Origin of the sequence: Hwanghaeella sp. (assembly GCF_965227365.1) — a bacterium.
Taxonomy (GTDB): Bacteria; Pseudomonadota; Alphaproteobacteria; order UBA8366; family Aestuariispiraceae; genus Hwanghaeella.
Map to the genome: position 1 here is coordinate 2,652,556 of NZ_OZ245754.1, position 22,678 is coordinate 2,675,233.

Below are 22,678 nucleotides of genomic sequence, written 5' to 3' on the forward strand. Positions count from 1 at the left end.
TGTTCATCTAAGAGATATGCCGTAAGTATATATCTTATGGATATCAAACAGCTTCGAACCTTCCTCCAGGTCGCGGAACTGGGCAGTCTGACCAAGGCCGCCGAGCGTCTGCATATCGCGCAACCGGCGCTGGGCCGACAGATCAAGCTTCTGGAAGAGGAATTGGGGACGGCCCTCTTCACCCGGCACGGGCGCGGCATGGTCCCCACTGCCGCCGGCCAGATCCTGGCGGAGCGCGCCTCGACCATCCTTCGGCTGGTGGAGGAAACGCGGGTCGAGCTTTCCGCATCCCCCGCGACCGTCACCGGCACGGTCAGCCTGGGCGTGCCGCCGACGGCGGGCGAGGTCATCGCGGGCCCCTTGGTCGAACGCTTCGCGAAGCAATATCCGCAGGTGACGATCCGCATCGTCCCGGCCTTCAGCGGCTATCTGCTGGATTTCCTGCAACGGGGCGAAGTGGATCTGGCCGTGATGTACAAGACGCACGGGGTGCAGCCGTTGAAGCCGGAACCCTTGATCGTGGAACCATTGTTCCTGATTGGCCCTGCAGGGTCGGCCCTGTCACTTGATGCGGCGGTCGGCTTTACCGCCCTCGCCGACCTCCCGCTCGTCCTGCCCGGCCCGCGCCACGGGTTGCGCGCGCTGATCGAGGACAAGGCCCGGCAGGCGGGCATCGCCCTGAAAGTCTCCGTCGAAGCGGACTCGCTGCAAACCCTGAAGGACCTCGTCCTGCGCGGCCTGGGCTACACCGTCCTGCCGCTCGCCTCGGTCCATAAGGAGGCCGAGGCCGGCGTGCTCTGCGCCGCCCCCGTCACAGACCCGAAACTGACACGCGAACTGGTCCTGGCCCGCAGCGTCGTCAAACCAAGTTCAAACGCGGTGCGCCTCTTCGCGGATACGCTGAAAGAGCAAATGGCCGACCTCGTCCGATCGGGGATGTGGGAAGGAGAGTTGGTGACTGGAACTTTGGTGGAAAACGAAATTAGTAAACTGTCGCCATAATCTAACGCGAAACGGGGTGGCGAGATTGAGGTCCCGCTAATAGGGGGTCGGTTCGCCTTTCTCTCCTTATAGGCGCTCACCTCCCTATCGAACCTTTCCGATCCGAGGTTTTGTTCGTGGTTATGCTGGTCAACCACGCAGTCGGAAAGCTGTCACGCTCCATCTATAGATTGGCATCTCGAAATACTTGTAACAAAGTGCACTCACCCCGAGCACAGAGCACAAAAAAACGGTCAACCCTAGGATTGAATTTTGGATGCCCGGGTAGACCTTTATCAAAATTACTAGAATTGGAAAATGCGTTAGGTAAACCGAAAAAGAAATATCTCCTATGATCTTAAACCTACGAAGGAAATCGGTGACGGGCGTGCAGCTACCGGCAAATACCCAGACCACGAAAACAAACACAGGAATCGCAGCAAAATCGAGATATCCTGACAATACTGGGGAACAAAGGCAAGAAATGAATACAACTAATAATGCTATTTCGACGAAACTGGATGTAGCGAGTTTAAATGTTTTGAATACATAATAGAGAAGGATTCCTAAAGCAAAAGAAGCTGAGCATCGAACTAAGCCAGCATTGAGTACACCTTGGTAGTCGTCCAGAACGGCATTTAAACTGCCCGTGTAAAAGGCCGTTAAGAAATAGAAGACGCCCCCCAGCATAGATAATGCAACGAAAAAAATTCTGGTCGTTCTAAGAATTCCAAAAATCAATACGTAGAAGATCACATTTATCCAGAATTCAACTGAGATCGTCCAACTTGGCATGTTAAATGTTAACTCGTTTGGCCCAAAACCAATATTGTGAATAAAGAATAGATGTAAAAAGAAGTTCGACTGGTCCATTTGTTTGGCCGTCAGAACGGCACTAATCATCCATATCATCAATGTAGCTAAGTGAAGTGGATACATTCTGAAAAATCGCCTACCAACATACTGAAGGAAGCTAACATCTCTTCTAAAGAAATAACTGTGGGTCAGTACGAAACCGCTTAGAAGAAGAAAAAAGTCGACCGCCAAGTAATAAGAATGGGAAAATCCCTCAAAAAATTCGAAATGCCCAAGTGCAACTACTAATGCTGCAACACCACGTAGCGTATCTAGTGCTTCGTAGCGTTTGCTGTTTTTCAATTCTTTGTCGGCAAGCGACGTGTCTTTAAGCATTTTGCAGGACTTTCTCGTCGTGTTTCGCAAGAAATCTTGATTTCGTGCGACACCGTGTTTTGTTCGTTTGAACTTGATTCGAAACTTCACATGTAAGCAGGAGTTGAGTCTACCCGCGCCTCCTGCCGTGACATCCTTTCGGAATTACGGTGACATGGTCCTAATCCGCCGCAATCCTATGTCACCGTAATACTTGTGTTCGCTCCACAAATGGAAAAGCGGTTCTGGGTTCCACGATGAATCCGGTTTGGCTATCATCTGGGACGTAGTCAGGGGTCAACGGGGAATGTAAGTTCAAATAGCGTGTTTCGAACAAGACATGCGTCAGAAAGTGTGGTGCCTGTGATAACCCCAGTCCAAGAATATCCTGTGCCCGAGCAGCTGGACGATCCAATTTTTCGGGAAGTCTTCGATTATTGGAGTGCAAAGTGTGACGGTGAACACTTGCCCTCACGCAAGGACATTGATCCGACGGATATATGGAAAGTTCTTGGCAATATCGTCCTGATTGAGGTGGTCACCGGCGCGCCAAGGCCGCGTTTCCGGTACCGGTTGTGGGGTACGCGAGTCACGGAGTTATACGGCAAGGACTACACGGGCTACATGCTCGACCAGGTTATCATTCCGGCCTCGCGCGAGAAAATCCAAGCAGTGTTCGAATGGGTAATAGAGAACCGGACGCCGCACTTCTGGCAGGTTCCGGTTCCCGCCGAGAACCGGAACTTCGTTAGCAACCGCCGCCTGCTCTTGCCGCTTGCAACCGATGGCAGAACTATCGACATGCTGATGGCCGTCATACTCGGAGACAGGCGCGCCTGATACACCCGCTTCCTCACCGGCATCACCGGATTACGTGACGGCGCGATTTTCTCATTGAGCATTCATGGGGAATTGCTGTTCGAAAACCCTATTGCCTAACCGTCGGAACCACCGTCGCCGCTATTCCAAAATCAGTTGGGGAAAATCCTGTTTCACCACCTGTCTCATCGTGTTGGCGATGAAGCGGAAAGCGGAGACGCGTCCCGCGGATTTGCGCCAGGCAAGGCCGATGGAGCGGTAGGTCGGTTTGCCCGCGATCTCCAGAACGGCGACGTCGTCGCGCGAGCGCAGTTCGGAATGCACATAGAGGGCCGGCAGGAAGGTGGTTCCCATGCCCATGCCGACCATCTGCCGCAAGGCATCCAGGCTGGTCCCTTCATAGTCCCGCAGCAGGGTGGCGCCGAATTCCCGGCAGAGGGACGTTACCTGATCATGGAGATGAAAGCTGGGATTGAGCGACAACACGTCCAAGCCCTTCAGCATTTCCGGTTCGATCACCTTGCGGGAGGCCAACGGATGATCCGCCGCCACCGCCAGATACAATGGCTCCCGGAACAGGCGGGTAACAGCCAGGTCCGTATCCGCGATCGGCAATTGCACCAGGATCAGGTCGTGCATGCCGTTATACAGTTCGACCTCAAGATCTCTCGGCGCGCTTTCCCGGATGTAGAGGCGCAGGTCCGGGCTTTCCCGATGCAGACGGGAGACGAGATGCGGCAGGATATAGGGGCCCAGCGTCGTCTTGGTGCCCAGCCGAATGGTGCCGGCGGGGCCGAGGCGCATGTCGGACGCATAGTCCTCTATTCCGCGCGCTTCCCCCATGACCGTTTGCGCGCGTCGAAGGATTTCCCGGCCCGCCGGGGTCAGGATCGTGCCGCTGCGCGCCCGCTCAACCAGTTGCAGACCGACCGCTTCCTCCAGTGCCTGGATCTGGGCGCTGAGCGATGGCTGGCTGACGCCGACCCGTTCCGCCGCCTTCCTGAAATTCAATTCCGTCCCGAGCGATATCATCATCTCAAGCTGCTTCAGAGTGATCTTGGAACGCGTCGACATGTTTCCTCCGAAAACGTCCGGGACGTTCAAACCATCAAGATAGGAAATTCCTATCAATAATTCATGATTATCCGCGTTTAAGCTTTTAAAAAATTGCCCCATCTTTTTAACAGTAAGTCCGCAACAGCTGCGGTCCAAAGGACGGATCTCAGCGTGACGCGGCCAGCAGCACTTCGCACAAGGCACAGGAACGACCCATGACTCTCGGCAACGACCCGGAACAGGACGATAACCCGGACCATCCCTTGCAAGGGCCTCATCCGACGGATGTTTCGGTCTAATCTGAAAGGACCCACAAACCCTTTCAGATACAAGGGGGATGGATGGAGAGACCCGGTTCGGGTCTCTCCATTCTTTTTATAAGGGGACAATTTTACGGGCCTGCCCGGTATGACGAGGCAGCGCGGTGAAGCCGCGCCCGGATCTTGCCGGTTGCGCGCCGGTTGAAAAGAGCAGTATCTGGGCGGAATCCAGATATCAGCTTTCGGGAATGCGTCTCATGCCGGTGATCACCCTGCTCGATGGCGGCCTCAGCCGCGAATTGATCCGCTTCGGCGCGGAACTGAAGCAGCCGGAATGGTCGGCTGGGGCCCTGATCGAAAAACCGGACGCGGTCCGTCAGGTTCATGAGAGCTTCTACCGCGCCGGCGCCGAGATCGCGACGACGGCAAGCTACGCGGTGGTGCCGTTTCATATCGGGGAAGAGCGCTTCGCCCGTGACGGATTAAACCTCGCCGACCGTTCCGGGCGCCTAGCCCGGGCAGCGGCGGACGCGGTCCGGGATGTCAGGCCCGGCGCGCTGGTCGCGGGATGTCTGCCACCGGCCTGCGGGTCCTACCTGCCCGAACGGTTCGACGCCGGACACGCCCGTGAAATCCTGGCGGTTCTGGTCGAAGGTTTAACACCGCATGTTGATTTCTGGCTGGCCGAGACGATGAGCAGTCTGGAGGAAATGCGCGTCACGGCCGCCGCCGTGCAGGGCACCGGCAAACCGCTCTGGATTTCCTGCAGCCTGCACGATGACGAGCCCTTCGACCGGCAGGCCCCGCCCCGGCTGCGGTCAGGCGAAGCGGTCCAAGACGCCGTCGCCTTGGCCGTCGAGCTCGGCGCGGAAGCGCTGTTGTTCAACTGCTCCATGCCGGAAGTGATGGAGGACGCCGTCCTGGTCGCACGGCGCACGCTGTCCGACCTGGGAAGCGATATGCCGCTTGGCGTTTATGCGAATGCCTTCGACCGACGCGCGACGGATGGGGATGCGAACGAAACACTGTCGGCCATCCGCGCCGATCTCGGCCCGGACCTCTACCTGGATTGGGCGGATCGTTGGATCGCCGCCGGCGCGTCGCTCATCGGCGGCTGTTGCGGCATCGGCGCCGACCACATCGCCGCCCTCCACGCCCGTTACCGGACAAAAGCCCTCGACGGCACCGCGGCCTGATCTGCCTCTTGCCTCCTGCCGCCCAAGACCGAAGTCTCGCGCATGGCTGGGCGGCCCGGTTGACAGGGGAACAAGCCCGCCATTACCGATACGTGTTATATTCCGTTAAGCGGCAGGTTGGGCGGAAAAATGGGCGGGAATATCGTGGTGGTCACGGGCGGGTCCAGCGGCAACGGGCGTGCCGGCGTCGTGCAGGCCCTGGAAGCGGGCTGGCGTGTCGTCAATCTGTCACCGTATTTCCGTACTTCCCCACTTCACAAGAAGATCAAGGAAAGAAGTTTCCCACCCTTTCCTGACAACGTGATCGCACCCATAAGCACACCAAAGCTTGCCATACCAAGTATGATAGGCACGGAGTAGATAGCACAATCCACGACCCATTCCTCCAACCTGAGAATACCGAGCATCGCAGGAGATTTCGGTTCTTTTTTCCGTCTTAGCACGGCTTCAAGGATGGATGCTGCAACTACGGCGGTCACACATAGTAGAGCAGCGAACAACATCGATGACCCAGGTGAGGATCGTTCGATTTCCATGCCCCAAATCCAAACCATGATGGACGAGGCAAACAATAGGACATGCCGGGACCTTGACCCCAGAAAGGCACCGACAAACCCCAGGATAGGGGCGCAGACTACAACCACGAAACCCGAACTGAGGAAGCCGTATGGTCCTATCATCAATCTGAACGTGTCAAGGTTCGGGAAAAGATGCATGCTCGCGATCAGGGTTTCAAGAACCGCGCCAACCAAAAGAGCGATGAGATAGCACGAAATTGCCTGAGACAGTGAGGTCAGTGTTCCCTTCAAAGGGGATTGCTTGCCCTCCGTGTTCTTTAAACCACGCCAAACCCGGTACGCGCACACCGAAGCCATTACAATTCCAAGAATAATTGGGTGCTTAAAGTCCTCGAACCAGAAGAACGCCATGGCGGTCGCAAACAGCCAAATGCATAATTCGATCCCAATTCCAAATGACGTGTCGTCGTCATACGACGGACGGCCTCTCAGCGAATGAGCGAAGTGTTGCAGGAACCGACCACCAACGAAGACGAGTGCAATTGAAGCCAAATATTTAAATGAACCGAGGAAATCCGAACTAGGTACGGCGCCAAACGCAACAAGAAGCGTAACCGACCAAGCCCAACAGTGGTTACGCAGCCAGTCCGGCACCTCCATAGTTCTTCCCAATTGCGACCAACCGAACAATGTCTGGAAAATCGAATGTCCAACCTTCGTTTGATCAAGTGCTATGCCGAGCATTAGAGCTGGGATCACCTTGCCCAGGGCAGTTTGCAGCAAAATTCCAAAGACTCCTTCGCCCGAATACCAGAAATGTACGGCAAATTTCTGAAGCGATGGACTCCTTGAGGCGAACCAGCAAAAGACGAACGAAACAAGCATGAGCCCCGCCGCGGGCAAAGCTACCGACCGTCTCAGCGCTTCACCTATCACAACAATGCTCATGATGAAAAACGCCAGTTCGAGGGACGACAACCTGCCTGACTCAGCATATGTGGAGAAATCAAAAAAGCAGGTCGCATGCACAAAGGGTAGGACCGCGGCCACGGCAAGCAGGGCACGCCCCCTGTTTGAGTCTGGGAACGAGGCCGGTACCCTGGAGGGGAATAGGGTCAATGAAAATACGACCGCAACGCACAAGCTTAGCACCGCCGTGCTGTGATCGCTAACGTTGGGCCAAATGCCGTAGGGTAAAGCGCCTAAGTACTGCAAGCTCACCCAAACAAGTGACACACAAAACAAAGCTATCCGGACCAAGGTACCCCTTTCTTTTCGACCTCTTTCCAGACTTAGCCCTGCAGTAGACAACTTCACCCCAAACGGCTTCTCGCACTTAACGGATGTTATGGATAGATTCCCGTAGTGGTAACACCTTTGGCTTACGGTAATGGTATTTAATTACCGTGATGCATGTGAGGATTACGGTGACGGGATTAGAATTAAATTACGGTGACGGTTTACTTTTTACTGCGCCTTCCGACCATGCGACCGCAAATCCGGCATTTCCGCTGTCGACGGTATTGTCCAACTTACTCGATGTTGTCTTTCTGTGTAACCCGCCCCTTCCCATCGGCACGATTAAGACAGAAGGTGGATTCATGCCCGGCCGATCCAGTTGACAGGAGAACAAGTCCGCCTTTACCGATTGGTTCGAAATACCATTGAACAAAAAACGGGGCGGAAAAATGGCCGAAAAAATCGTGGTGGTGACGGGCGGGTCCAGCGGCATCGGGCGCGCCTGCGTCACGCAGGCCCTGGAAGCGGGCTGGCAGGTCGTCAATCTGGATATCAATCCCTGCGAACCGATGGAGGGCGAGACCTTCCTGCAGACGGACATGCGGGACATCCCGGCGATCCACGCGGCTTTCGACAAGATCGAGGGACTCGGACCGGTGACCGGCCTGGTCAACAATGCGGGTGCTTCCATCGCCCACTCCCTGGAGGAGACGGAGGCGGAAGACTTCGACAAATTGGTGCCGCTCAACCTGATCGCACCGACCATCTGCGCGAAGCGCGCGATGAAGGCGATGGAACAGGTCGGCTGGGGTCGGATCGTCAACATTTCCAGCCGCGTCGCGCTCGGCAAGGAATTGCGCACCGCTTATGCGGCGACGAAGGGCGGGATCGCCTCCATGACGCGGGTCTGGGCGCTGGAATTGGCGGCCAAGGGGATCACGGTCAATACGGTCGCCCCGGGCCCGATCGCGACGGAGCTTTTCAACAACGTGAATCCCCCGGGCAGCCCACGGACCCAAGCCATCATCGACTCGGTTCCGGTCAAGCGTCTCGGCACCCCGGACGACGTCGCCTATGCCGTGACAATGTTCCTGAATGAGAAGTCCGGCTTCATGACCGGCCAGACCCTGTACACCTGCGGCGGGATGACCGTTGGCATCGGGTGACCCGCTATAGTCCGCTGGGACTGCAAAAGCGGATTATAGAATTTGACTTAGGAATTCCTTCGTCCGGGGGTCTTTCGCCTCGGTGAAGAAGGTGGCGGGCGGGCCGTGCTCGACGATGACGCCGCGGTCGGTGAAATAGATGTGGTTGGCGACTTCGCGGGCGAATCCCATTTCATGGGTGACGAGGATGCAGGTCATCCCCTCCTCCGCCAATTCGCGGATGGTGACGAGCACCTCCTTCACCGTTTCCGGGTCGAGCGCCGCGGTTACCTCGTCGAACAGCATCACGTCAGGCCGCATGGCAAGCGAGCGGGCGATGGCGACGCGTTGCTGCTGGCCGCCGGAAAGCTCGCCCGGATAGCTGTCCTCCTTGCCTTCAAGGCGGACCTTCTTGATCAATGCACGGGCGCGCGCCTCAACCTCGTCTTTGTCCTGCTTCAGGACCAGGACCGGGGCCATCATGATGTTTTCCAACGCGTTCTTGTGCGGGAACAGGTTGTACTGCTGGAAGACCATGCCGACCTTCTTGCGCAGTTCCAGCTTGTTCAGGTTGGGGTCGTTGACCTCCTGCCCCTCCACCTTGATCGACCCTTTCTGGATATCATTCAGGCCATTGATGCAGCGGATGAAGGTGGACTTGCCCGAGCCGGACGGTCCGATGACGCAGACGCATTCGCCCTTCATGACATCCATGGAAACGCCCTTGAGGACTTCCAGGGAGCCGAAGGACTTGTGCACGTCCTTGGCGCTGACCATCGGTTGGTCGGGAGTCCAATTGGTATCAGCCATGACGGGACCTCATCTTTTCACCGCGCCGTTGCATCATAATTTCACCGCGAACTTCCGTTCGAGGCGGATCGTCAGCCGGGCGATCGGATAGCAGTACAGGAAGAAAACCAGCAGCGCGAAGGTATAGAACGGCACCAGCAGTTCCGGGTGGTTGTCGGCCCCTTCCATCGCCTGGCGGGTCAGGGTCAGCAATTCCTCCACCCCCAGCAGCGAACAAAGCGGCGTCGCCATGGTCAGGATGGCGTACCAGTTCATCCAGGGCGGAATCATCCGCTTGAAGCATTGCGGCAGGATGATCCGCCACAGGGTCTGCGTCCGGCTGAAGGCCAGGGATTCGGAAGCCTCCCACTGTGCGGTGGGGACTGAGATGACCGCGCCGCGTACGATTTCGGAGATATTCGCCATGATCGGCAGCGACAGACCGACCACCGCTTTCATCCAATCGGGGATCGGGATGACGACCGAGCCGATCTCTATCTCGAACGGGAAGGCCAGCAGCACAATGAACAGCAGCACCAGCCAGGGCGAGTTGCGGAAGGTCTGCGTGATGAACCACGAAAACCACCGGATCGAGGGATGGACGGATATCTGTCCCAGCCCCAGGACGGCCCCCAGGGCGGTACCGATCAGCATCGCGAAGAAGGAGATCAACACGTTGAACAGGAAGCCGCTGGTCAACAGGAAGGGCATCCAGCGCAGCAGCGTCTCGAAGGCATCGGTATAGGTGAAGTTCTGCGCCAAGGCCGTGAAGGGCCAGGCAAGGATCACGCCCGCCATCGCCAGCGGCACCCAAAGGGGCAGCTTCGCGATCCAGCGGCTGACGAGCAGGCCGTCGGGCGCGGCGGCGCCGCGCGGGTCGAAGGGCTTCAGGACCGCGAAATCGGTCGCAGCCGCCGCGTTCAATCCGGGTATCCGCCGTGTCATGTGCCGTATCCCGGGATGCGCATCGCCCGCTCCCATCTATGCATCGAGAAGACCAGGATCCCGACCAGACCAATATAGACGAAGAAGACCACGGTCAGCGCCGGATACAGCGCGGAGGGGTAGTCGTTCCAGATGCCGAGCATCTCGTACAGCAATTCGGGCACGGCGATGGCCAGCGCCTGGGTCGTCGTCTTTACCAGGTTGACCAGATTGTTGTTCAGGGCCGGCAGGCTGACCCGAAAGGCGAGCGGCAGCACGATCCGCGTATAGATTTGGAAGCGGTTGAAGCCCAATGCCTCGGCAGCCTCCTGAGTCGATTCGGGCACGGCCTCGATCCCGGCGCGGAAGATTTCCACATTGAAGGCGCCGGCGAAGAAGCTGAGCGAGATGATCGCCCAGCCGACATTCGAGATGATCGGAACTTCCAGCCAGCCGTCGGGCGAATAGGTCGGCGTGAACTGGCCGAGCGCGAAATAGAAAAACAGCAATTGCACGAAGGGCGGCGTGTTCCGGAAGAACTGGATATAGCCCTGAACGCAATTGCGCAGGATCTTCAACGGCGAGCCCTGAAGCCAGGCGCCGACGACGCCGATCACGACGCTGAAGATCACGCAGGCGATGGACAACTGAACCGTCACCCAAAAGCCGCTGACCACCCTCTCCCACTGCGTCTGGTCGTGGAAGAAGATGAAGTTCCAGCGCGGCGCGACCTCATACAGGTCGAGGAAGAATTGGCGGATGAATTCGATCATCGAGGGACAAGGTCCGGAAAGGCGAACGGGGCGCCCAATTGCCTAGACAACCGGCGCGCCCCGAAACCTTTGCTCAAACCGTTACTTGCCTTCCAGCCAGTCGCCGTAGGCCGCCTTCTTGTCGGCCAGGAACTGGGTCGCCTTGATGCCCCATTTCTTTTCCAGTTCGATCAACGAGCCGTCCTGCAGCATGTTGAAGGAAAGACCTGACATGAAGTGGCCGAAGACGCAGTTCTTCTCGGCCAGCGGAACCGCGAGGCCCCACGGGTTGTCGTCTTCGGAGTTCAACGGCATTTCGAAGTCGTCCCAGTTGCCGGAGGCGAGGTCGGATCCGATGGAACTGTCGTCATAGACCCAGGCGATGCACTTCTTGTCGCGCAGGGCCTGCTTGGCTTCCGCGTTGCCGGTGAAGGCAACCACGTTCGCGCCATAACGTTCGGTGACGATCTTGTTGTAGAACGCGCCCTGCTTGCCGCAGACCGGCTTGCCGCGCAGGTCTTCCCAGCTCTTCAAGCCGAGCGCCTTGGGCGCCATGATATTGGTGCCGGACGTGTAGTAGTTCGGCTGCACGATACCGACGATCTTACGGCGGTCCGGGCGGTCGGACATGGTGGCGATCATCATGTCGATCTTGCCCTGCTCCAGGAACTGCATGCGGTTCGAAGACTGAACCGGCACCAGTTCCAGCTCGACGCCCATGGCATCGGCGGCCGCCTTGGCCATGTCGATTTCCATGCCGACGAGATTGCCGCTCTCGTCCCTGAATCCCCAAGGCTTGTAGTCGGCCTTGACGCCGACGACCATCTTCCCGCGGCTCATCACCTTCTTCCAGGTGTCGTTGGTGCATTGCGCCGCGGTCGCCGCGGTCGTCGTGGCGAGCAAGGCGGCAACGGAAATCGCCGAAAGAACTTTCTTCATCGCTGGTCTCCCAAATTGCGTAACTGGCTGGCCCGCCACCGACTCTTTCCCTTTGGCTCACAGCCAAAACGCCGACTTTTCGGACCCACTCCCGACCCTGTTCGGGCATTGCATCCCCTCTCCGCGGGAACGCCCTGGGGAAACCTTATGGAACATTTGTTTCCCGTGTCAACGCTATTGTAAGCCGGTCTTTCGAATTCACTTGCGCTTCAAGGGTAACAGGCGATACCTGTTAGTAACATTTGTTACATAACGAGCGACCCCATGCTGGAAATGCCTGCCGTCATCGACGAGATATCGGCCGCCTACAAGGGTTTGAGCCCACAGATGCAGCGCGCTGCCGTGGTGGTTCTGGACGATCCGCGCGCCGTCGCCGTTCATTCCATGCGATCCATGGCCGCCCGAGCGGGCGTCTCGCCGCCGACCATGCTGCGCCTGGCCACACGCGTGGGCTTTCCCAATTACGAAGCGTTTCGCGACGTCTTCCGGAACAGCGTGGCGACGGGAAACTACGGCGACCGCGCCGACAATCTGCGGCGCAGCACGGGCCAGGACGGCATCGCCGGTCTGATCGGGCGAACAGCGGAAGCCGCCATTCAGGGCATCGAAGGGTTTTCCGAGACGGTGTTCAGCCACGAGATCGAGCGCGTGGCGGAAATGGCGGTCGATGCGGAGACGACCTATGTGGTGGCCAGCGGCGCCTCCTTCGGCCAGGCCGCCAGTTTCCACTATGTCTGCCGCATGGCGATGCCGGGCATGGAACTGGCCAACAATATGGGGATCCGTGCGATCGACGGGCTGGCGACCGCCGGGCCGAAGGATATGGTGCTCGCGATCTCCACCTCGCCCTATGCGGCGCAAACCGTCGAGGCGGCGGAATTCGCGCATCGGCGCGGTGTGCCCGTGGCGGCGGTGACCGACCGGCGGTCTTCGCCCATCGCCCTCATCGCCGAAGCGGCCGTCTGCATCGATACCAGCAGCCCGCATTTTTTCCCCTCGATGATCACCTTGAACGCCACGCTTGAAATCCTCAGCGCCGCGATCGCGGTCAAGCTCGGCCCCGACGGCGTGAAGGCAATCTCGAATTATGAAATCTCCCTTCGTGAGAGCGGATATTACTGGCAGGATCCCGATGACCGATAACTCCACGCTTCCCGCCCAGGCTTCCGTCGTCGTGATCGGCGGCGGCGTCATGGGCTGTTCGACGCTGTATCATCTCGCCAAGGCGGGCATCACCGATGCCGTCCTGATCGAACGCAACCAGCTGACATCCGGTACCACCTGGCACTCCGCCGCCCAGGTCCGTGCCCTGCGGTCCAGCCGCAACATGACCGAGTTGATCCGCTACTCGGTCGTGCTCTATGCCGCGCTGGAAGAGGAAACCGGACAGGCCACCGGCTGGATTAACAAAGGGTCACTTTCCATCGCCACCTCGCCGGACCGGATGATCCATATCGAAAGACAGGCGGCGCTGGCGCGGCTCTACGGCGTGCGCGCGGAAACCGTCACCGCCGGCGCGGCCAAGGAAATCTGGCCGCTGATGAACGCGGAGGACGTGCTCGGCGCGGTCTGGTCGCCGGATGATGGACGGGTCAGCCCTTCGGATCTCTGCGCCGCCCTGATCAAGGGCGCCAAGGCCCGCGGCGCGCGGGTGTTCGAGGAAACGGCGGTTACCGGCATCACGGTCGAAGCAAACCGCGTCAAAGGATTGGAGACCTCGCGGGGCGCGATCCGCACCGATGCCGTCGCCCTGTGCACCGGCCTGTGGAGCCGTGAAGCGGGCGCCATGGCCGGCGCGGATATCCCCGTTTATCCCTGCGAGCATTTCTATCTGCTGACCAAGCCGGTCGAGGGCATCGAGGGCAACATGCCCACGCTGTCGGATCATGATTCCCATCTTTATATCCGCGACGATTCCGGCGGCTTGCTGGTCGGCTGTTTCGAACCGATGGGAAAACCGATCGCGCCGGGCGTGCTGGGCGAAAATTTCGCCTTCCAGCTGCTGCCCGAGGATTGGGACCATTTCGAGCCGATGATGCTGAACGCCCTGCACCGTTTGCCGCCGCTGGAAACGGCGGAGGTGAAGACCCTTCTGAACGGACCGGAAAGCTTCACGCCGGACGGCACCTTCCTGCTCGGCCGGGCGGCGGAGACCGACGGCCTCTTTCTGGGCTGCGGCATGAACTCGGTCGGCGTCGCGACCGGCGGCGGGGCCGGCATGGCGCTCGCCCATTGCATCGCCGAGGGCCACATGCCGATGGACCTTCACGAGGTCGACCCGGCGCGTTTCCCGGGCTGCTGGAACGACGCGGCGGCCCTGGCGCAGCGTGCGCCGGAAGTCCTGGGCAAGCATTACGAGATCACCTATCCGGCGCGGCAATGGTCGACCGCCCGGCACCTGCGGCAAATGCCGCTCGATCAGGCATGGCGCGAGGCAAACGCCCATTTCGGCCAGGTCTTCGGCTGGGAACGGCCGCTATATTTCGGCAAGACGGCGGAACCGAAACCCGGTTTCGAAAAGCCGGACTGGTTCGCCAAGGTGGGCGAGGAAGTCCGCGCCGCTCATGAAGGCGCCGCGGTTTTCGACCAATCCACCCTCGGCAAGATCGCGATCACCGGACCGGACGCGGAACGCTTCCTGGACCGCCTCTGTACCAACGATGCCGCGAAGCCGCCCGGCGCCGTCTCGTTCACCCTGCTGCTGAACGAGGATGGCGGGATCGAGGAGGATGCGACGCTGCTGCGCCTGAATGACGAGCATTACCGGCTGTCGGTCGGAACCGGCGCGGTGAAACGGGTGATGGCCCATCTTCGGCGCGGCCTGGAAGGGTCGGACAGGGTCTCGCTGCGGGACGTGACGGAAGATTTCGCGACCCTCGCCCTGGCCGGACCGGAGGCCCGCGCCATCGCCGCTCAATTCGGTGCGGAGGATCTGATCACGCTGCCCTATTTCCGTCACCGGGCGCTGGAGATCGGCGGCATCTCGGTCGAAGCCGCCCGGCTTTCCTATGTCGGGGAAGCCGGTTGGGACCTGACCTGCGCCGCGAAGGACGCCCCTGCCCTGTTGCGTAAACTCAAGGAAGCCGGGGCGGTGCCGGCGGGCTTTTTCGCGCAGACCGCGATGCGGATCGAAAAACGGTTCCTCGCCTATGGCCACGACATGGATACGGATACGGACCCGCTGGTCGCGGGGCTCGGTTTCGCGCTTGCCTGGGATACAGACTTCGTCGGCAAGGACGCGCTGAAAAGACGCAAAGCGGATCGCGAGACGGCCATCGACCGAGGCGGCGACGGCGTGAAAACCGTTCTCTCCCTGCTGTTCGACGATGCCGATGCCGTCCCCCTCGGACACGAACCGGTGCTGCTGGACGGCGCCATCGTCGGGCAGACGCATTCCGCCGCCTTCGGCTATCGGGTCGGCAGACCGGTCGCGATTGCGACGCTCGACCGAAACGCGGCCCGGGCGGAAAAAATCGAAGTCGACATTGCCGGCCGGATCCATGCCGCCAAACCCGTCACCGGGGCCGTTTTCGACCCCAGGGGCACCCGCATGCGGGGGTGAGCGACCTCAGGCGAAATAGCCGCGCGTCCGGTTCGCGAAATACACGAGGGAGAGCATTACCGGCACCTCGACCAGGACACCGACGACCGTCGCCAGGGCCGCGCCGGAATGCAGACCGAACAAGCTGATCGCGACCGCGACGGCCAGTTCGAAGAAGTTGGATGTACCGATCAGCGCCGCCGGGGCCGCCGTGGTGAAGGGGATGCGCCACAGATAGGACCAGCCATAGGCGACGACGAAGATGCCGTAGCTCTGGATCAGCAGCGGCACCGCGATCAGCGCGATGACCAACGGCTTGTCGATGATCGTCTGGGCCTGGAACCCGAACAGCAGAACAACCGTCGCCAGCAGCCCCATGACCGAAAACGGTTTGATCCGATCGGTGAAGGTCGCTACTCGGGAATGATCATTCGTCCGGTCCAGTTTCTTGCGCGTCAGATAACCGGCGGCGAGCGGAATGACGACATACAGGATGACCGACAGCAGCAGCGTCTCCCACGGCACCGTTATCTTGGTGACGCCGAGCAAGAAGGCCGCGATGGGCGCGAAGGCGAAAACCATGATGATGTCGTTGATCGACACCTGGACCAGCGTGTAGTTGGCGTCGCCGCGAACCAGTTGGCTCCAGACGAAGACCATGGCGGTACAAGGCGCGACGCCCAGCAGAATCATGCCGGCGATATATTCCCGTGCCGTCTGCGGGTCCACCATGCCGGCAAAGACATGTTCGAAGAACAGAATGCCGAGCGCCGCCATGGTGAAAGGCTTGATCAGCCAATTGACCACCAGCGTGACGCACAGCCCCTTCGGCTTTTTGCCGACATCCTTCAACGAGGCGAAATCGACATTCACCATCATCGGATAGATCATCACCCAGATCAGCACGGCGACGACCAGATTGACGCTGGCATATTCGATCGCCGCGATTGCCTGAAACAGGTCCGGCAGCGCCACGCCCAATGCGACGCCCGCTACGATACACAGCGCCACCCAGACCGAGAGATACCGTTCGAACAGGCCCATCGGGGAGGCTTCGGCGGAAACCGTTTCCATACTCATCTCAAATTCCTCGTCTTGCCGGTGTCAGGCCGCGGTCGTGCCGCCCGGTGAAAGCAGTGTGTCCAGGATCGGCGCGCAAACCTCGGGCCGTCCCTGGCAGCAATCTTCAAGCAGATAGGCGAGCAAGCCGCGCATGCCTGCGAAATCGATCCGGTAGATGATCGACCGCCCCTCGCGATCGGAAGAGACCAGCCCCGCCCCGGCCAGCACCGCGAGATGGCTTGACATCGTATTGTGAGGGATATCCAGGGCGCGCGCGATCTCCCCCGCCGGCATCCCGGCCTCACCGCGATGCACCAGCATGCGAAAGACCTTCAAGCGGGTCTCCTGCGCCAGTGCGCCAAATGCCTTCGTTGCTTTGATTGTGTCCATATGTCGGGAATTATCGACATATTTACTTCGCGTCAATACAGGCTCCGACCAGGATCGGCATCTCTTTGTACCGTTCGAGGCCAAAAACAGCGTCCATTCGCTTCAAAAGCAGCCCTGGAAACGGTGTATTTTGCGGAAAAACCCAAAATCGATTTGAAAACAAGCGTGCGACGTGGATTCCTCTCGCCCGTGCGGATACTAGTTTGTTGATGCACCAAGATTATGGAACGAGGACAGAGAGGAATATCGGGTGAATAGTCGAGTCACGAAAGCCAATTTGCAGGTGGATTCCGGCCTGGCAGCCTTCATCGAGGAAAAAGCCTTGCCGGGTACCGGCGTCGACGCCGGGGATTTCTGGTCCGGATATGCAGCCATTCTAGCGGACCTCGCGCCGGTCAACAGGGCGCTGCTGGAAAAGCGCGACAGCCTGCAGGCACAGATCGACGACTGGCACAAAGCACGCAAGGGCCAGCCGATCGACGGCCCGACCTATCAAGCCTTCCTGCGGGAAATCGGGTATCTCGTCCCTGAAGGCCCGGACTTCCAGGTCGGCACCGGGAATGTCGATCCGGAAATCGCAACGGTTGCCGGACCTCAGCTCGTCGTGCCGGTGATGAATGCGCGCTTCGCCCTGAACGCCGCCAACGCGCGCTGGGGCAGCCTCTATGACGCGCTCTACGGTACCGATGCCGTGCCGCAGGACGGCGACCTGGCCCCGGGCAAGGGCTATAACCCGAAACGCGGCGCCGCCGTCGTCGCCCGCGCCGCGACCTATCTCGACACGGCCGTGCCGCTGGCGAGCGGCTCCCATACCGGTGCCAAGGCCTACACCATTGCCGCGGACGGTTCCGGCGTCACCGTGACGCTTGCGGACGGTTCCGAAACGGGGCTTGCCGACGCGGCGCAATTCGTCGGCCATACCGGCGAAGGCAGCACCAAGTCGCTGCTGTTCCGTCATAACGGCCTGCATGTCGAATTGAAGTTCAATCCGGACAGCCCGATCGGCAAGGAAAGCCCGTCGAATCTGGAAGACGTCGTTCTGGAATCCGCCCTGACCGCGATCCAGGACTGCGAGGATTCCGTCGCCGCCGTCGACGCGGAGGATAAGGTCGTCGTCTATACCAACTGGCTCGGCCTGATGAAGGGCGACCTGGAGGAGACCTTCGAAAAAGGCGGCAAGACGATGACCCGCCGCCTGAATCCGGATCGCGAGTTCACCGGCCCTGACGGCAAGACCGTTACCCTGGCCGGCCGCAGCCTGCTTCTGGTCCGCAATGTCGGCCATCTGATGACCACGGACGCCGTGCTGAACGCCGACGGCCAGGAAACCCCGGAAGGCATTCTGGACGGCATGGTCACCTCGCTCTGCGCGATGCATGACCTGAAAAAATCCTCGGGCATGCGCAATTCCCGCGCCGGCAGCGTCTATATCGTCAAGCCGAAGATGCACGGGCCGGAGGAAGTGGCCTTCAGCAACACGCTGTTCGATCGGATCGAGGACGTTCTCGGCCTAGCGCGGAACACGCTGAAAGTCGGCGTGATGGATGAGGAACGCCGGACCAGCGCGAATCTGAAGGAATGCATCCGGGCCGTGAAGGACCGCATCGTCTTCATCAATACCGGCTTCCTGGACCGTACGGGGGACGAAATCCACACCTCCATGCAGGCCGGACCGGTTCTGCCGAAGAACGACATGAAATCGGCCCTTTGGCTCGGCACCTATGAAAACAACAATGTCGATATCGGCCTCGCGGCCGGCCTCGCCGGGCATGCCCAGATCGGCAAGGGCATGTGGGCCAAGCCCGATGCCATGGCCGAAATGCTGGTCGCCAAGGTCGACCATCCGAAGGCGGGCGCGAACACGGCCTGGGTGCCGTCACCGACGGCGGCAACGCTGCATGCCCTGCACTATCACGATGTGAATGTACGGGACCGCCAGCAGGAAATCGCCACACGGACCCCGGCCTCTCTGTCGGACCTGCTGGTTCCGCCGATGCTGGAGGGGCGCAACCTGTCGGATGAGGAAGTCACGCGGGAATTGGACAATTCCTGTCAGTCGATCCTGGGTTACGTGGTTCGCTGGGTCGATCAGGGCGTCGGCTGCTCCAAGGTGCCGGACATCAATGATGTCGGCTTGATGGAAGACCGGGCGACGCTGCGGATTTCCGCCCAGCATCTGGCCAACTGGCTGCTGCACGGTATCTGCACGGGCGATCAGATCGATCAGTCCTTCCGCCGCATGGCTATCGCCGTCGACAAACAGAATGCGGGCGATCCGAACTATCGGAACATGGCGCCGGATTACGATGCCAGCATCGCGTTCCAGAGCGCGCGGGAACTGGTGTTCGAGGGCATCAACCAGCCCAGCGGTTATACCGAACCGATCCTGCATCGCCGCCGCCGCGACGTGAAAGCGGCCGGCTGATCAAGAATAGCCGATCAGAAGAAACGGCGGCGGCGCTCAAGGGCACCGCCGCCGTTTTCTTTTCCGGTTCCGAACGCCGTCAACGAACGCGCACGGATCACCCTTCGCCGCCCCGCACGACGCTTATCGCCAGGAATGGCATGTCTGTTTGAAGGAGTTGGTGCGGACGGCGGGACTCGAACCCGCACACCCTTACGGATAGCAGATTTTAAGTCTGCTGCGTCTACCGATTCCGCCACGTCCGCACAGTGTCCTGCCGCTCCGGATCGGCCCGGCGGAGCGGTTTGGGTCGGCCGATGAAACCGGCCTTCCGACGGAGTGCAACCTACAAAGCGAAGCGCCCCGCGGCAAGCAGGGTTCGCGTTCATGTCGACGTCCATGCCGACCTTGATGCGGCGACCGGGAACGGGTTCAGAACGTGATGCGGGTGCCAATCAGGACGACGGCGGATTCGTCCCCGGCAAGTCCCTGCCCGCCATCGATGAAATACGCATCGGCGCGGGAGGAAAACCCATCGAAAATCTGATAGTCGAGGCCAAGACGGAACACATCGCCGACACTCGTCTGGCCGTCCGCGCCCCATGGATTGACCGCCTGATATTGCGCCGACAGGGAAGCCGCCCCCGCGCTGTAGGAAGCGCCAACATTCCAGGCGGGACCGGCATCGCAACCCCCCTGGGCAAGCCCACAGGCATCGGCATTCCCATCCCGAATTTGAGAGGCAACCGACAATCCGCCATAGTCGAAGCGCAGACCGACCATGTAGGCCCCGGGATCGCTCGCCTGCTCGCCCGGGGCAAATCCGGTGCCGACGGAGAGACCCAAGGGTCCAATGTCATGTTTATAGAGATCCAGGGAAATGCCGCCGACGGTCAATCCGAGCGGCCCGTCAGCGGTCCTATCCGGCAGCGTGGGAGAATCGTAGGAGAGCGCACCGGAGAAATACGCTTGCGGCGGGTCACCGGCCAAGGCCCCGGTCCCAGCCAGGAGCCCGGGTAGAACCGATGCGATAAATAGCGCTTTCTTCATCCGGGAACGGATCCTTCCGATCCTGGTTCACGATTCCCTAATCTTTAACATACATCAACATGAACAGCAGGCAATGGCCCGAATTGCGGGCATTTGTCATGAATTCGGGTGAGGATGGGCCATCAACAGGCGAGCGGCACGTTGATCGACCGAGGCCAGAAAGAAAAACACGCCAGCGATCCAGACAAGAACCAGGAACCGCAGATAACCGGGAATAACGAGCTCGATCACCCAAGCGACAGCCAGCAGCGGAACCGCCATCAGAAACAGGACTGCCACGCAAATCGGCTTGCGCGCCAAACTGGTCGTCTCCGCGCCTTGGGGCCAGAGCCAACCGCCGCATGCGCGGCCATAGGCAACGGCAAAGGCATGTTGGACGGTATCAAACAGGGTCACCATGGTTTCGAGACCGGTTCCGTCTTGTTTCACCACCATACGATCAGCCCTAGCGGGAAACGGTGCGAAGCGGAAAACAACCCTGCTTCACATTGTCGGGAGGACGCGCCTCAACCGCCGTTCATAAAGGGAATAACCTGTGTACGGATGAATTCCTCTATCAAATCCCAACCGATCAGGAACAGCGCCCCGAGGCCGACCACCAGCAGCACGAAGGTGAAAACCTTGCCCAGGACCCTACCCGCGGCGCCACCCCGGCGGCGACCGATCTGGGACCGACCTTTGACCCCGCCGCCGATCTGATTCAACAGCAGCAGCGACGCCGTTCCCCCCAGCGTATCGCCTTTCTCGAACCGTATAGAACCGCCCTTGCCCCGCAGCTTCCGACGTCCTAAAGCCACGAAAAACTCTCCTTCCATCTTTCAAGGCGCATACCGTGCCGCCTTGATTATTTCTCTTCGTGCGAACCGTGCCCTTACCGCCCATCACAGCGTGGCCCGGCCCTTGAACTCCGCCGCAGATCAAGCGGCCCATGTCTCTCAATCCGATCTCCGTCTTCTCACGCGATGGAGAATAGGAGACAATTAAGGCATCCGTGAGGCAGACTTTGACCGATACGGATGCGGTTTACGTCCGTCGATGCCGGATAGAATGGCGCAAAGCCCCCTCCGGCCGCAACATACGTCATTACCGCATCGATCGGCTTTCGTCAGGTGAGGTCATAACCCGTTGATGGATGGCTATGAAAGACTGGTTTGGAGCTTCGCTGCAATCGCTGTATTCGCGATCGCGATCCTTCTTTTTCATCGCCGGCGCGCCACCCGGTTCGGCGCCATGACGCCGATCCTTGTGGCAATCGCGATTACCATTGTCGTGGTGATGCTGCTCTACGACCCGTTCTAGCCCAGGACCAGCGACAAATCCGTCCGATGACAGATCCGGCAGATGACAGATAGCTCCCATCCAAGCCCCCTCACTTCAGGCGCCCGATCGGCGCGCGGTTTCTATGAAGGTGACAGCCTGCATATCCGCGCTTATGACACGCTACATGGGTCGACAACGCCGTGCGTGCAAGGCGATATAGACTTCTATGCCGGCCTGGCCGGCCGCACGGGCGGGCCGGTCCTGGAAATCGGCGCCGGAACGGGCCGCGTCGCCTGGTCCCTGGCCGGCCGCGGCCATAAGGTGACCGGCCTTGAACTCTCGCCCGCGATGATCTGGCTGGCTTGCAGGAAAAGCCTGCCGCAGGGTCACACCACGGCTGCTGCGTCCCCTACCTTCATACAAGGCGATATGCGGGATTTCGATCTGGGAGCCAAATTCGGCCTGATCACGGCCCCTTTCCGGACATTTCATGTCCTTTTGACGCCGGAGGATCAACTGGCATCGCTCCAAACGATGCGGCGTCATCTGACCGAGGACGGATTGCTGGCCCTACACCTTTTCGACCCGCGGATCGACGATCTGTCGAGTTTCAGGAAACCGCCGCAAGAGGAACGCCGCGGACGCGACGCGGAAACCGGACGCACCATCGTCGCGCGATTGGAAGATGTCGACATCGACCGCTTCAATCAGATTCTCCGAAACCGGTGGCTTTACTCGCTCGAGGGGCAGGACGGTGCGGTCGAGAGACAGGAAGACCTGATCCTGACCGTGCGGTGGACCTACCGGCAGGAGATGAAACACCTACTGGCGCGGGCCGATTTCACCGTGGTGGAGGAGTATGGCGACTTCCTCGGCGGACAGCCTGAGCATGGCAAGGAACAGGTCCTGGTCTGCATGCCGACCTGAAATCCGTCAGCCCGTCTGGAATTGACGAAACGATCATTCTGAGACATTGGATAAGGGCCCACGGGCGATGGACCGCCCCCAAATTCACGGTTTGGTCGATGTCTATGACGGCCGTCACAACCTACCCGCCCTGAGGTCAACCCCTGTTAACATACGTGAACGTCTATTGAACTGGTGGGTCATGCATTCATTGGCACCCAGACCGAAATACTATACATGTACGGTACGTTATAAACGGCCCCAGACAATAGTTTAC

General features: G+C 59.7%; 21 protein-coding genes and 1 tRNA gene. 9 read left to right on the top strand and 13 right to left on the bottom strand.

Annotation, left to right across the window (positions count from 1 at the left end; translation table 11 throughout):
* Window positions 1–36 precede the first annotated feature (36 nt).
* The gene (locus tag ACQK2G_RS12090) at window positions 37–1,002 is read left to right on the top strand and encodes a LysR family transcriptional regulator (protein WP_425405283.1); all 966 of its coding nucleotides are present in this window, start codon (window positions 37–39) and stop codon (window positions 1,000–1,002) included.
* Between the two features lie 129 nt (window positions 1,003–1,131).
* Here ACQK2G_RS12090 and ACQK2G_RS12095 read toward each other — a convergent pair whose 3' ends face one another.
* Complete coding sequence (locus ACQK2G_RS12095) at window positions 1,132–2,172, bottom strand: acyltransferase family protein (RefSeq protein WP_425405284.1); 1,041 nt, start codon at window positions 2,170–2,172, stop codon at window positions 1,132–1,134.
* Between the two features lie 369 nt (window positions 2,173–2,541).
* Here ACQK2G_RS12095 and ACQK2G_RS12100 point away from each other — a divergent pair, with 369 nt between their 5' ends.
* A complete protein-coding gene (locus ACQK2G_RS12100) occupies window positions 2,542–2,991 on the top strand; it encodes a PAS domain-containing protein (protein ID WP_425405285.1) in 450 nt (149 codons plus the stop codon).
* Window positions 2,992–3,111: 120 nt separating this feature from the next.
* On the opposite strand, the gene ACQK2G_RS12105 is transcribed toward ACQK2G_RS12100, so the two are convergent.
* Entirely contained in the window at window positions 3,112–4,044 is a 933-nt protein-coding gene (locus ACQK2G_RS12105) for a hydrogen peroxide-inducible genes activator (RefSeq protein ID WP_425405286.1), read from the bottom strand.
* A 499-nt stretch (window positions 4,045–4,543) separates the two neighbouring features.
* On the opposite strand from ACQK2G_RS12105, the gene ACQK2G_RS12110 reads away from it, so the two are divergent.
* Window positions 4,544–5,482 carry a homocysteine S-methyltransferase family protein gene (locus ACQK2G_RS12110; protein WP_425405287.1) on the top strand — a complete coding sequence of 313 codons (939 nt, stop codon included), beginning with the start codon at window positions 4,544–4,546 and terminating at the stop codon, window positions 5,480–5,482.
* Window positions 5,483–5,736: 254 nt separating this feature from the next.
* Here ACQK2G_RS12110 and ACQK2G_RS12115 read toward each other — a convergent pair whose 3' ends face one another.
* Complete coding sequence (locus ACQK2G_RS12115; RefSeq protein WP_425405288.1) at window positions 5,737–6,948, bottom strand: hypothetical protein; 1,212 nt, start codon at window positions 6,946–6,948, stop codon at window positions 5,737–5,739.
* Window positions 6,949–7,688: 740 nt separating this feature from the next.
* On the opposite strand from ACQK2G_RS12115, the gene ACQK2G_RS12120 reads away from it, so the two are divergent.
* On the top strand, window positions 7,689–8,405 hold the full coding sequence (locus tag ACQK2G_RS12120) for an SDR family NAD(P)-dependent oxidoreductase (RefSeq protein ID WP_425405289.1): 717 nt from the start codon (window positions 7,689–7,691) through the stop codon (window positions 8,403–8,405).
* A gap of 33 nt (window positions 8,406–8,438) precedes the next feature.
* On the opposite strand, the gene ACQK2G_RS12125 is transcribed toward ACQK2G_RS12120, so the two are convergent.
* The 4 genes from ACQK2G_RS12125 to ACQK2G_RS12140 all read right to left on the bottom strand — a co-directional run bounded on the left by ACQK2G_RS12125 (window position 8,439) and on the right by ACQK2G_RS12140 (window position 11,788).
* A complete protein-coding gene (locus ACQK2G_RS12125) occupies window positions 8,439–9,194 on the bottom strand; it encodes an amino acid ABC transporter ATP-binding protein (protein ID WP_425405290.1) in 756 nt (251 codons plus the stop codon).
* 33 nt (window positions 9,195–9,227) lie between these two features.
* On the bottom strand, window positions 9,228–10,118 hold the full coding sequence (locus ACQK2G_RS12130; protein ID WP_425405291.1) for an amino acid ABC transporter permease: 891 nt from the start codon (window positions 10,116–10,118) through the stop codon (window positions 9,228–9,230).
* A complete protein-coding gene (locus ACQK2G_RS12135; RefSeq protein ID WP_425405292.1) occupies window positions 10,115–10,870 on the bottom strand; it encodes an amino acid ABC transporter permease in 756 nt (251 codons plus the stop codon). Before ACQK2G_RS12135 ends, ACQK2G_RS12130 begins: the two co-directional genes overlap by 4 nt.
* A gap of 81 nt (window positions 10,871–10,951) precedes the next feature.
* Entirely contained in the window at window positions 10,952–11,788 is an 837-nt protein-coding gene (locus ACQK2G_RS12140) for a transporter substrate-binding domain-containing protein (RefSeq protein ID WP_425405293.1), read from the bottom strand.
* 264 nt (window positions 11,789–12,052) lie between these two features.
* Between ACQK2G_RS12140 and ACQK2G_RS12145 the strand changes: the two genes are divergently transcribed.
* The gene (locus tag ACQK2G_RS12145) at window positions 12,053–12,931 is read left to right on the top strand and encodes a MurR/RpiR family transcriptional regulator (protein WP_425405294.1); all 879 of its coding nucleotides are present in this window, start codon (window positions 12,053–12,055) and stop codon (window positions 12,929–12,931) included.
* Window positions 12,921–15,350 carry a GcvT family protein gene (locus ACQK2G_RS12150; protein WP_425405295.1) on the top strand — a complete coding sequence of 810 codons (2,430 nt, stop codon included), beginning with the start codon at window positions 12,921–12,923 and terminating at the stop codon, window positions 15,348–15,350. Before ACQK2G_RS12145 ends, ACQK2G_RS12150 begins: the two co-directional genes overlap by 11 nt.
* A 6-nt stretch (window positions 15,351–15,356) precedes the next feature.
* Here ACQK2G_RS12150 and arsB read toward each other — a convergent pair whose 3' ends face one another.
* Both arsB and ACQK2G_RS12160 read right to left on the bottom strand, forming a co-directional pair.
* Window positions 15,357–16,409 (bottom strand): ACR3 family arsenite efflux transporter, encoded by a 1,053-nt coding sequence (gene arsB, locus ACQK2G_RS12155; RefSeq protein ID WP_425405296.1) that lies wholly within the window; start codon window positions 16,407–16,409, stop codon window positions 15,357–15,359.
* Between the two features lie 24 nt (window positions 16,410–16,433).
* Window positions 16,434–16,781, bottom strand: a complete 348-nt coding sequence (locus tag ACQK2G_RS12160) for an ArsR/SmtB family transcription factor (protein ID WP_425405297.1) — start codon at window positions 16,779–16,781, stop codon at window positions 16,434–16,436.
* A gap of 250 nt (window positions 16,782–17,031) precedes the next feature.
* On the opposite strand from ACQK2G_RS12160, the gene ACQK2G_RS12165 reads away from it, so the two are divergent.
* Window positions 17,032–19,206 carry a malate synthase G gene (locus tag ACQK2G_RS12165; protein WP_425405298.1) on the top strand — a complete coding sequence of 725 codons (2,175 nt, stop codon included), beginning with the start codon at window positions 17,032–17,034 and terminating at the stop codon, window positions 19,204–19,206.
* A gap of 158 nt (window positions 19,207–19,364) precedes the next feature.
* On the opposite strand, the gene ACQK2G_RS12170 is transcribed toward ACQK2G_RS12165, so the two are convergent.
* The 4 genes from ACQK2G_RS12170 to ACQK2G_RS12185 form a co-directional block, all read right to left on the bottom strand.
* Window positions 19,365–19,451: transfer RNA gene (locus ACQK2G_RS12170), tRNA-Leu, on the bottom strand.
* Window positions 19,452–19,617: 166 nt separating this feature from the next.
* Window positions 19,618–20,235 carry a porin gene (locus ACQK2G_RS12175; protein ID WP_425405299.1) on the bottom strand — a complete coding sequence of 206 codons (618 nt, stop codon included), beginning with the start codon at window positions 20,233–20,235 and terminating at the stop codon, window positions 19,618–19,620.
* Window positions 20,236–20,331: 96 nt separating this feature from the next.
* A complete protein-coding gene (locus tag ACQK2G_RS12180; protein ID WP_425405300.1) occupies window positions 20,332–20,670 on the bottom strand; it encodes a hypothetical protein in 339 nt (112 codons plus the stop codon).
* Window positions 20,671–20,741: 71 nt separating this feature from the next.
* Window positions 20,742–21,032: a hypothetical protein gene (locus ACQK2G_RS12185; protein WP_425405301.1), complete on the bottom strand. Its 291-nt coding sequence runs from the start codon at window positions 21,030–21,032 to the stop codon at window positions 20,742–20,744.
* Window positions 21,033–21,363: 331 nt separating this feature from the next.
* Here ACQK2G_RS12185 and ACQK2G_RS12190 point away from each other — a divergent pair, with 331 nt between their 5' ends.
* Window positions 21,364–21,534: a hypothetical protein gene (locus ACQK2G_RS12190; protein WP_425405302.1), complete on the top strand. Its 171-nt coding sequence runs from the start codon at window positions 21,364–21,366 to the stop codon at window positions 21,532–21,534.
* A gap of 42 nt (window positions 21,535–21,576) precedes the next feature.
* Window positions 21,577–22,422: a methyltransferase domain-containing protein gene (locus ACQK2G_RS12195; protein ID WP_425405303.1), complete on the top strand. Its 846-nt coding sequence runs from the start codon at window positions 21,577–21,579 to the stop codon at window positions 22,420–22,422.
* Window positions 22,423–22,678: the final 256 nt, after the last annotated feature.

What these genes read in the sequence shown, in the direction of transcription:
- ACQK2G_RS12145 (WP_425405294.1), top strand. Translation starts at nt 12,053, where the DNA reads ATGCTGGAAATGCCTGCCGTCATCGACGAGATATCGGCCGCCTACAAG.
- ACQK2G_RS12140 (WP_425405293.1), bottom strand. Translation starts at nt 11,788, where the DNA reads ATGAAGAAAGTTCTTTCGGCGATTTCCGTTGCCGCCTTGCTCGCCACG.
- ACQK2G_RS12160 (WP_425405297.1), bottom strand. Translation starts at nt 16,781, where the DNA reads ATGGACACAATCAAAGCAACGAAGGCATTTGGCGCACTGGCGCAGGAG.
- ACQK2G_RS12130 (WP_425405291.1), bottom strand. Translation starts at nt 10,118, where the DNA reads ATGACACGGCGGATACCCGGATTGAACGCGGCGGCTGCGACCGATTTC.
- ACQK2G_RS12180 (WP_425405300.1), bottom strand. Translation starts at nt 20,670, where the DNA reads ATGGTGGTGAAACAAGACGGAACCGGTCTCGAAACCATGGTGACCCTG.
- ACQK2G_RS12135 (WP_425405292.1), bottom strand. Translation starts at nt 10,870, where the DNA reads ATGATCGAATTCATCCGCCAATTCTTCCTCGACCTGTATGAGGTCGCG.
- ACQK2G_RS12120 (WP_425405289.1), top strand. Translation starts at nt 7,689, where the DNA reads ATGGCCGAAAAAATCGTGGTGGTGACGGGCGGGTCCAGCGGCATCGGG.
- ACQK2G_RS12110 (WP_425405287.1), top strand. Translation starts at nt 4,544, where the DNA reads ATGCCGGTGATCACCCTGCTCGATGGCGGCCTCAGCCGCGAATTGATC.
- ACQK2G_RS12195 (WP_425405303.1), top strand. Translation starts at nt 21,577, where the DNA reads ATGACAGATAGCTCCCATCCAAGCCCCCTCACTTCAGGCGCCCGATCG.
- ACQK2G_RS12090 (WP_425405283.1), top strand. Translation starts at nt 37, where the DNA reads ATGGATATCAAACAGCTTCGAACCTTCCTCCAGGTCGCGGAACTGGGC.
- ACQK2G_RS12095 (WP_425405284.1), bottom strand. Translation starts at nt 2,172, where the DNA reads ATGCTTAAAGACACGTCGCTTGCCGACAAAGAATTGAAAAACAGCAAA.
- ACQK2G_RS12190 (WP_425405302.1), top strand. Translation starts at nt 21,364, where the DNA reads ATGGATGGCTATGAAAGACTGGTTTGGAGCTTCGCTGCAATCGCTGTA.
- ACQK2G_RS12175 (WP_425405299.1), bottom strand. Translation starts at nt 20,235, where the DNA reads ATGAAGAAAGCGCTATTTATCGCATCGGTTCTACCCGGGCTCCTGGCT.
- ACQK2G_RS12115 (WP_425405288.1), bottom strand. Translation starts at nt 6,948, where the DNA reads ATGAGCATTGTTGTGATAGGTGAAGCGCTGAGACGGTCGGTAGCTTTG.
- ACQK2G_RS12150 (WP_425405295.1), top strand. Translation starts at nt 12,921, where the DNA reads ATGACCGATAACTCCACGCTTCCCGCCCAGGCTTCCGTCGTCGTGATC.
- arsB (WP_425405296.1), bottom strand. Translation starts at nt 16,409, where the DNA reads ATGAGTATGGAAACGGTTTCCGCCGAAGCCTCCCCGATGGGCCTGTTC.
- ACQK2G_RS12105 (WP_425405286.1), bottom strand. Translation starts at nt 4,044, where the DNA reads ATGTCGACGCGTTCCAAGATCACTCTGAAGCAGCTTGAGATGATGATA.
- ACQK2G_RS12125 (WP_425405290.1), bottom strand. Translation starts at nt 9,194, where the DNA reads ATGGCTGATACCAATTGGACTCCCGACCAACCGATGGTCAGCGCCAAG.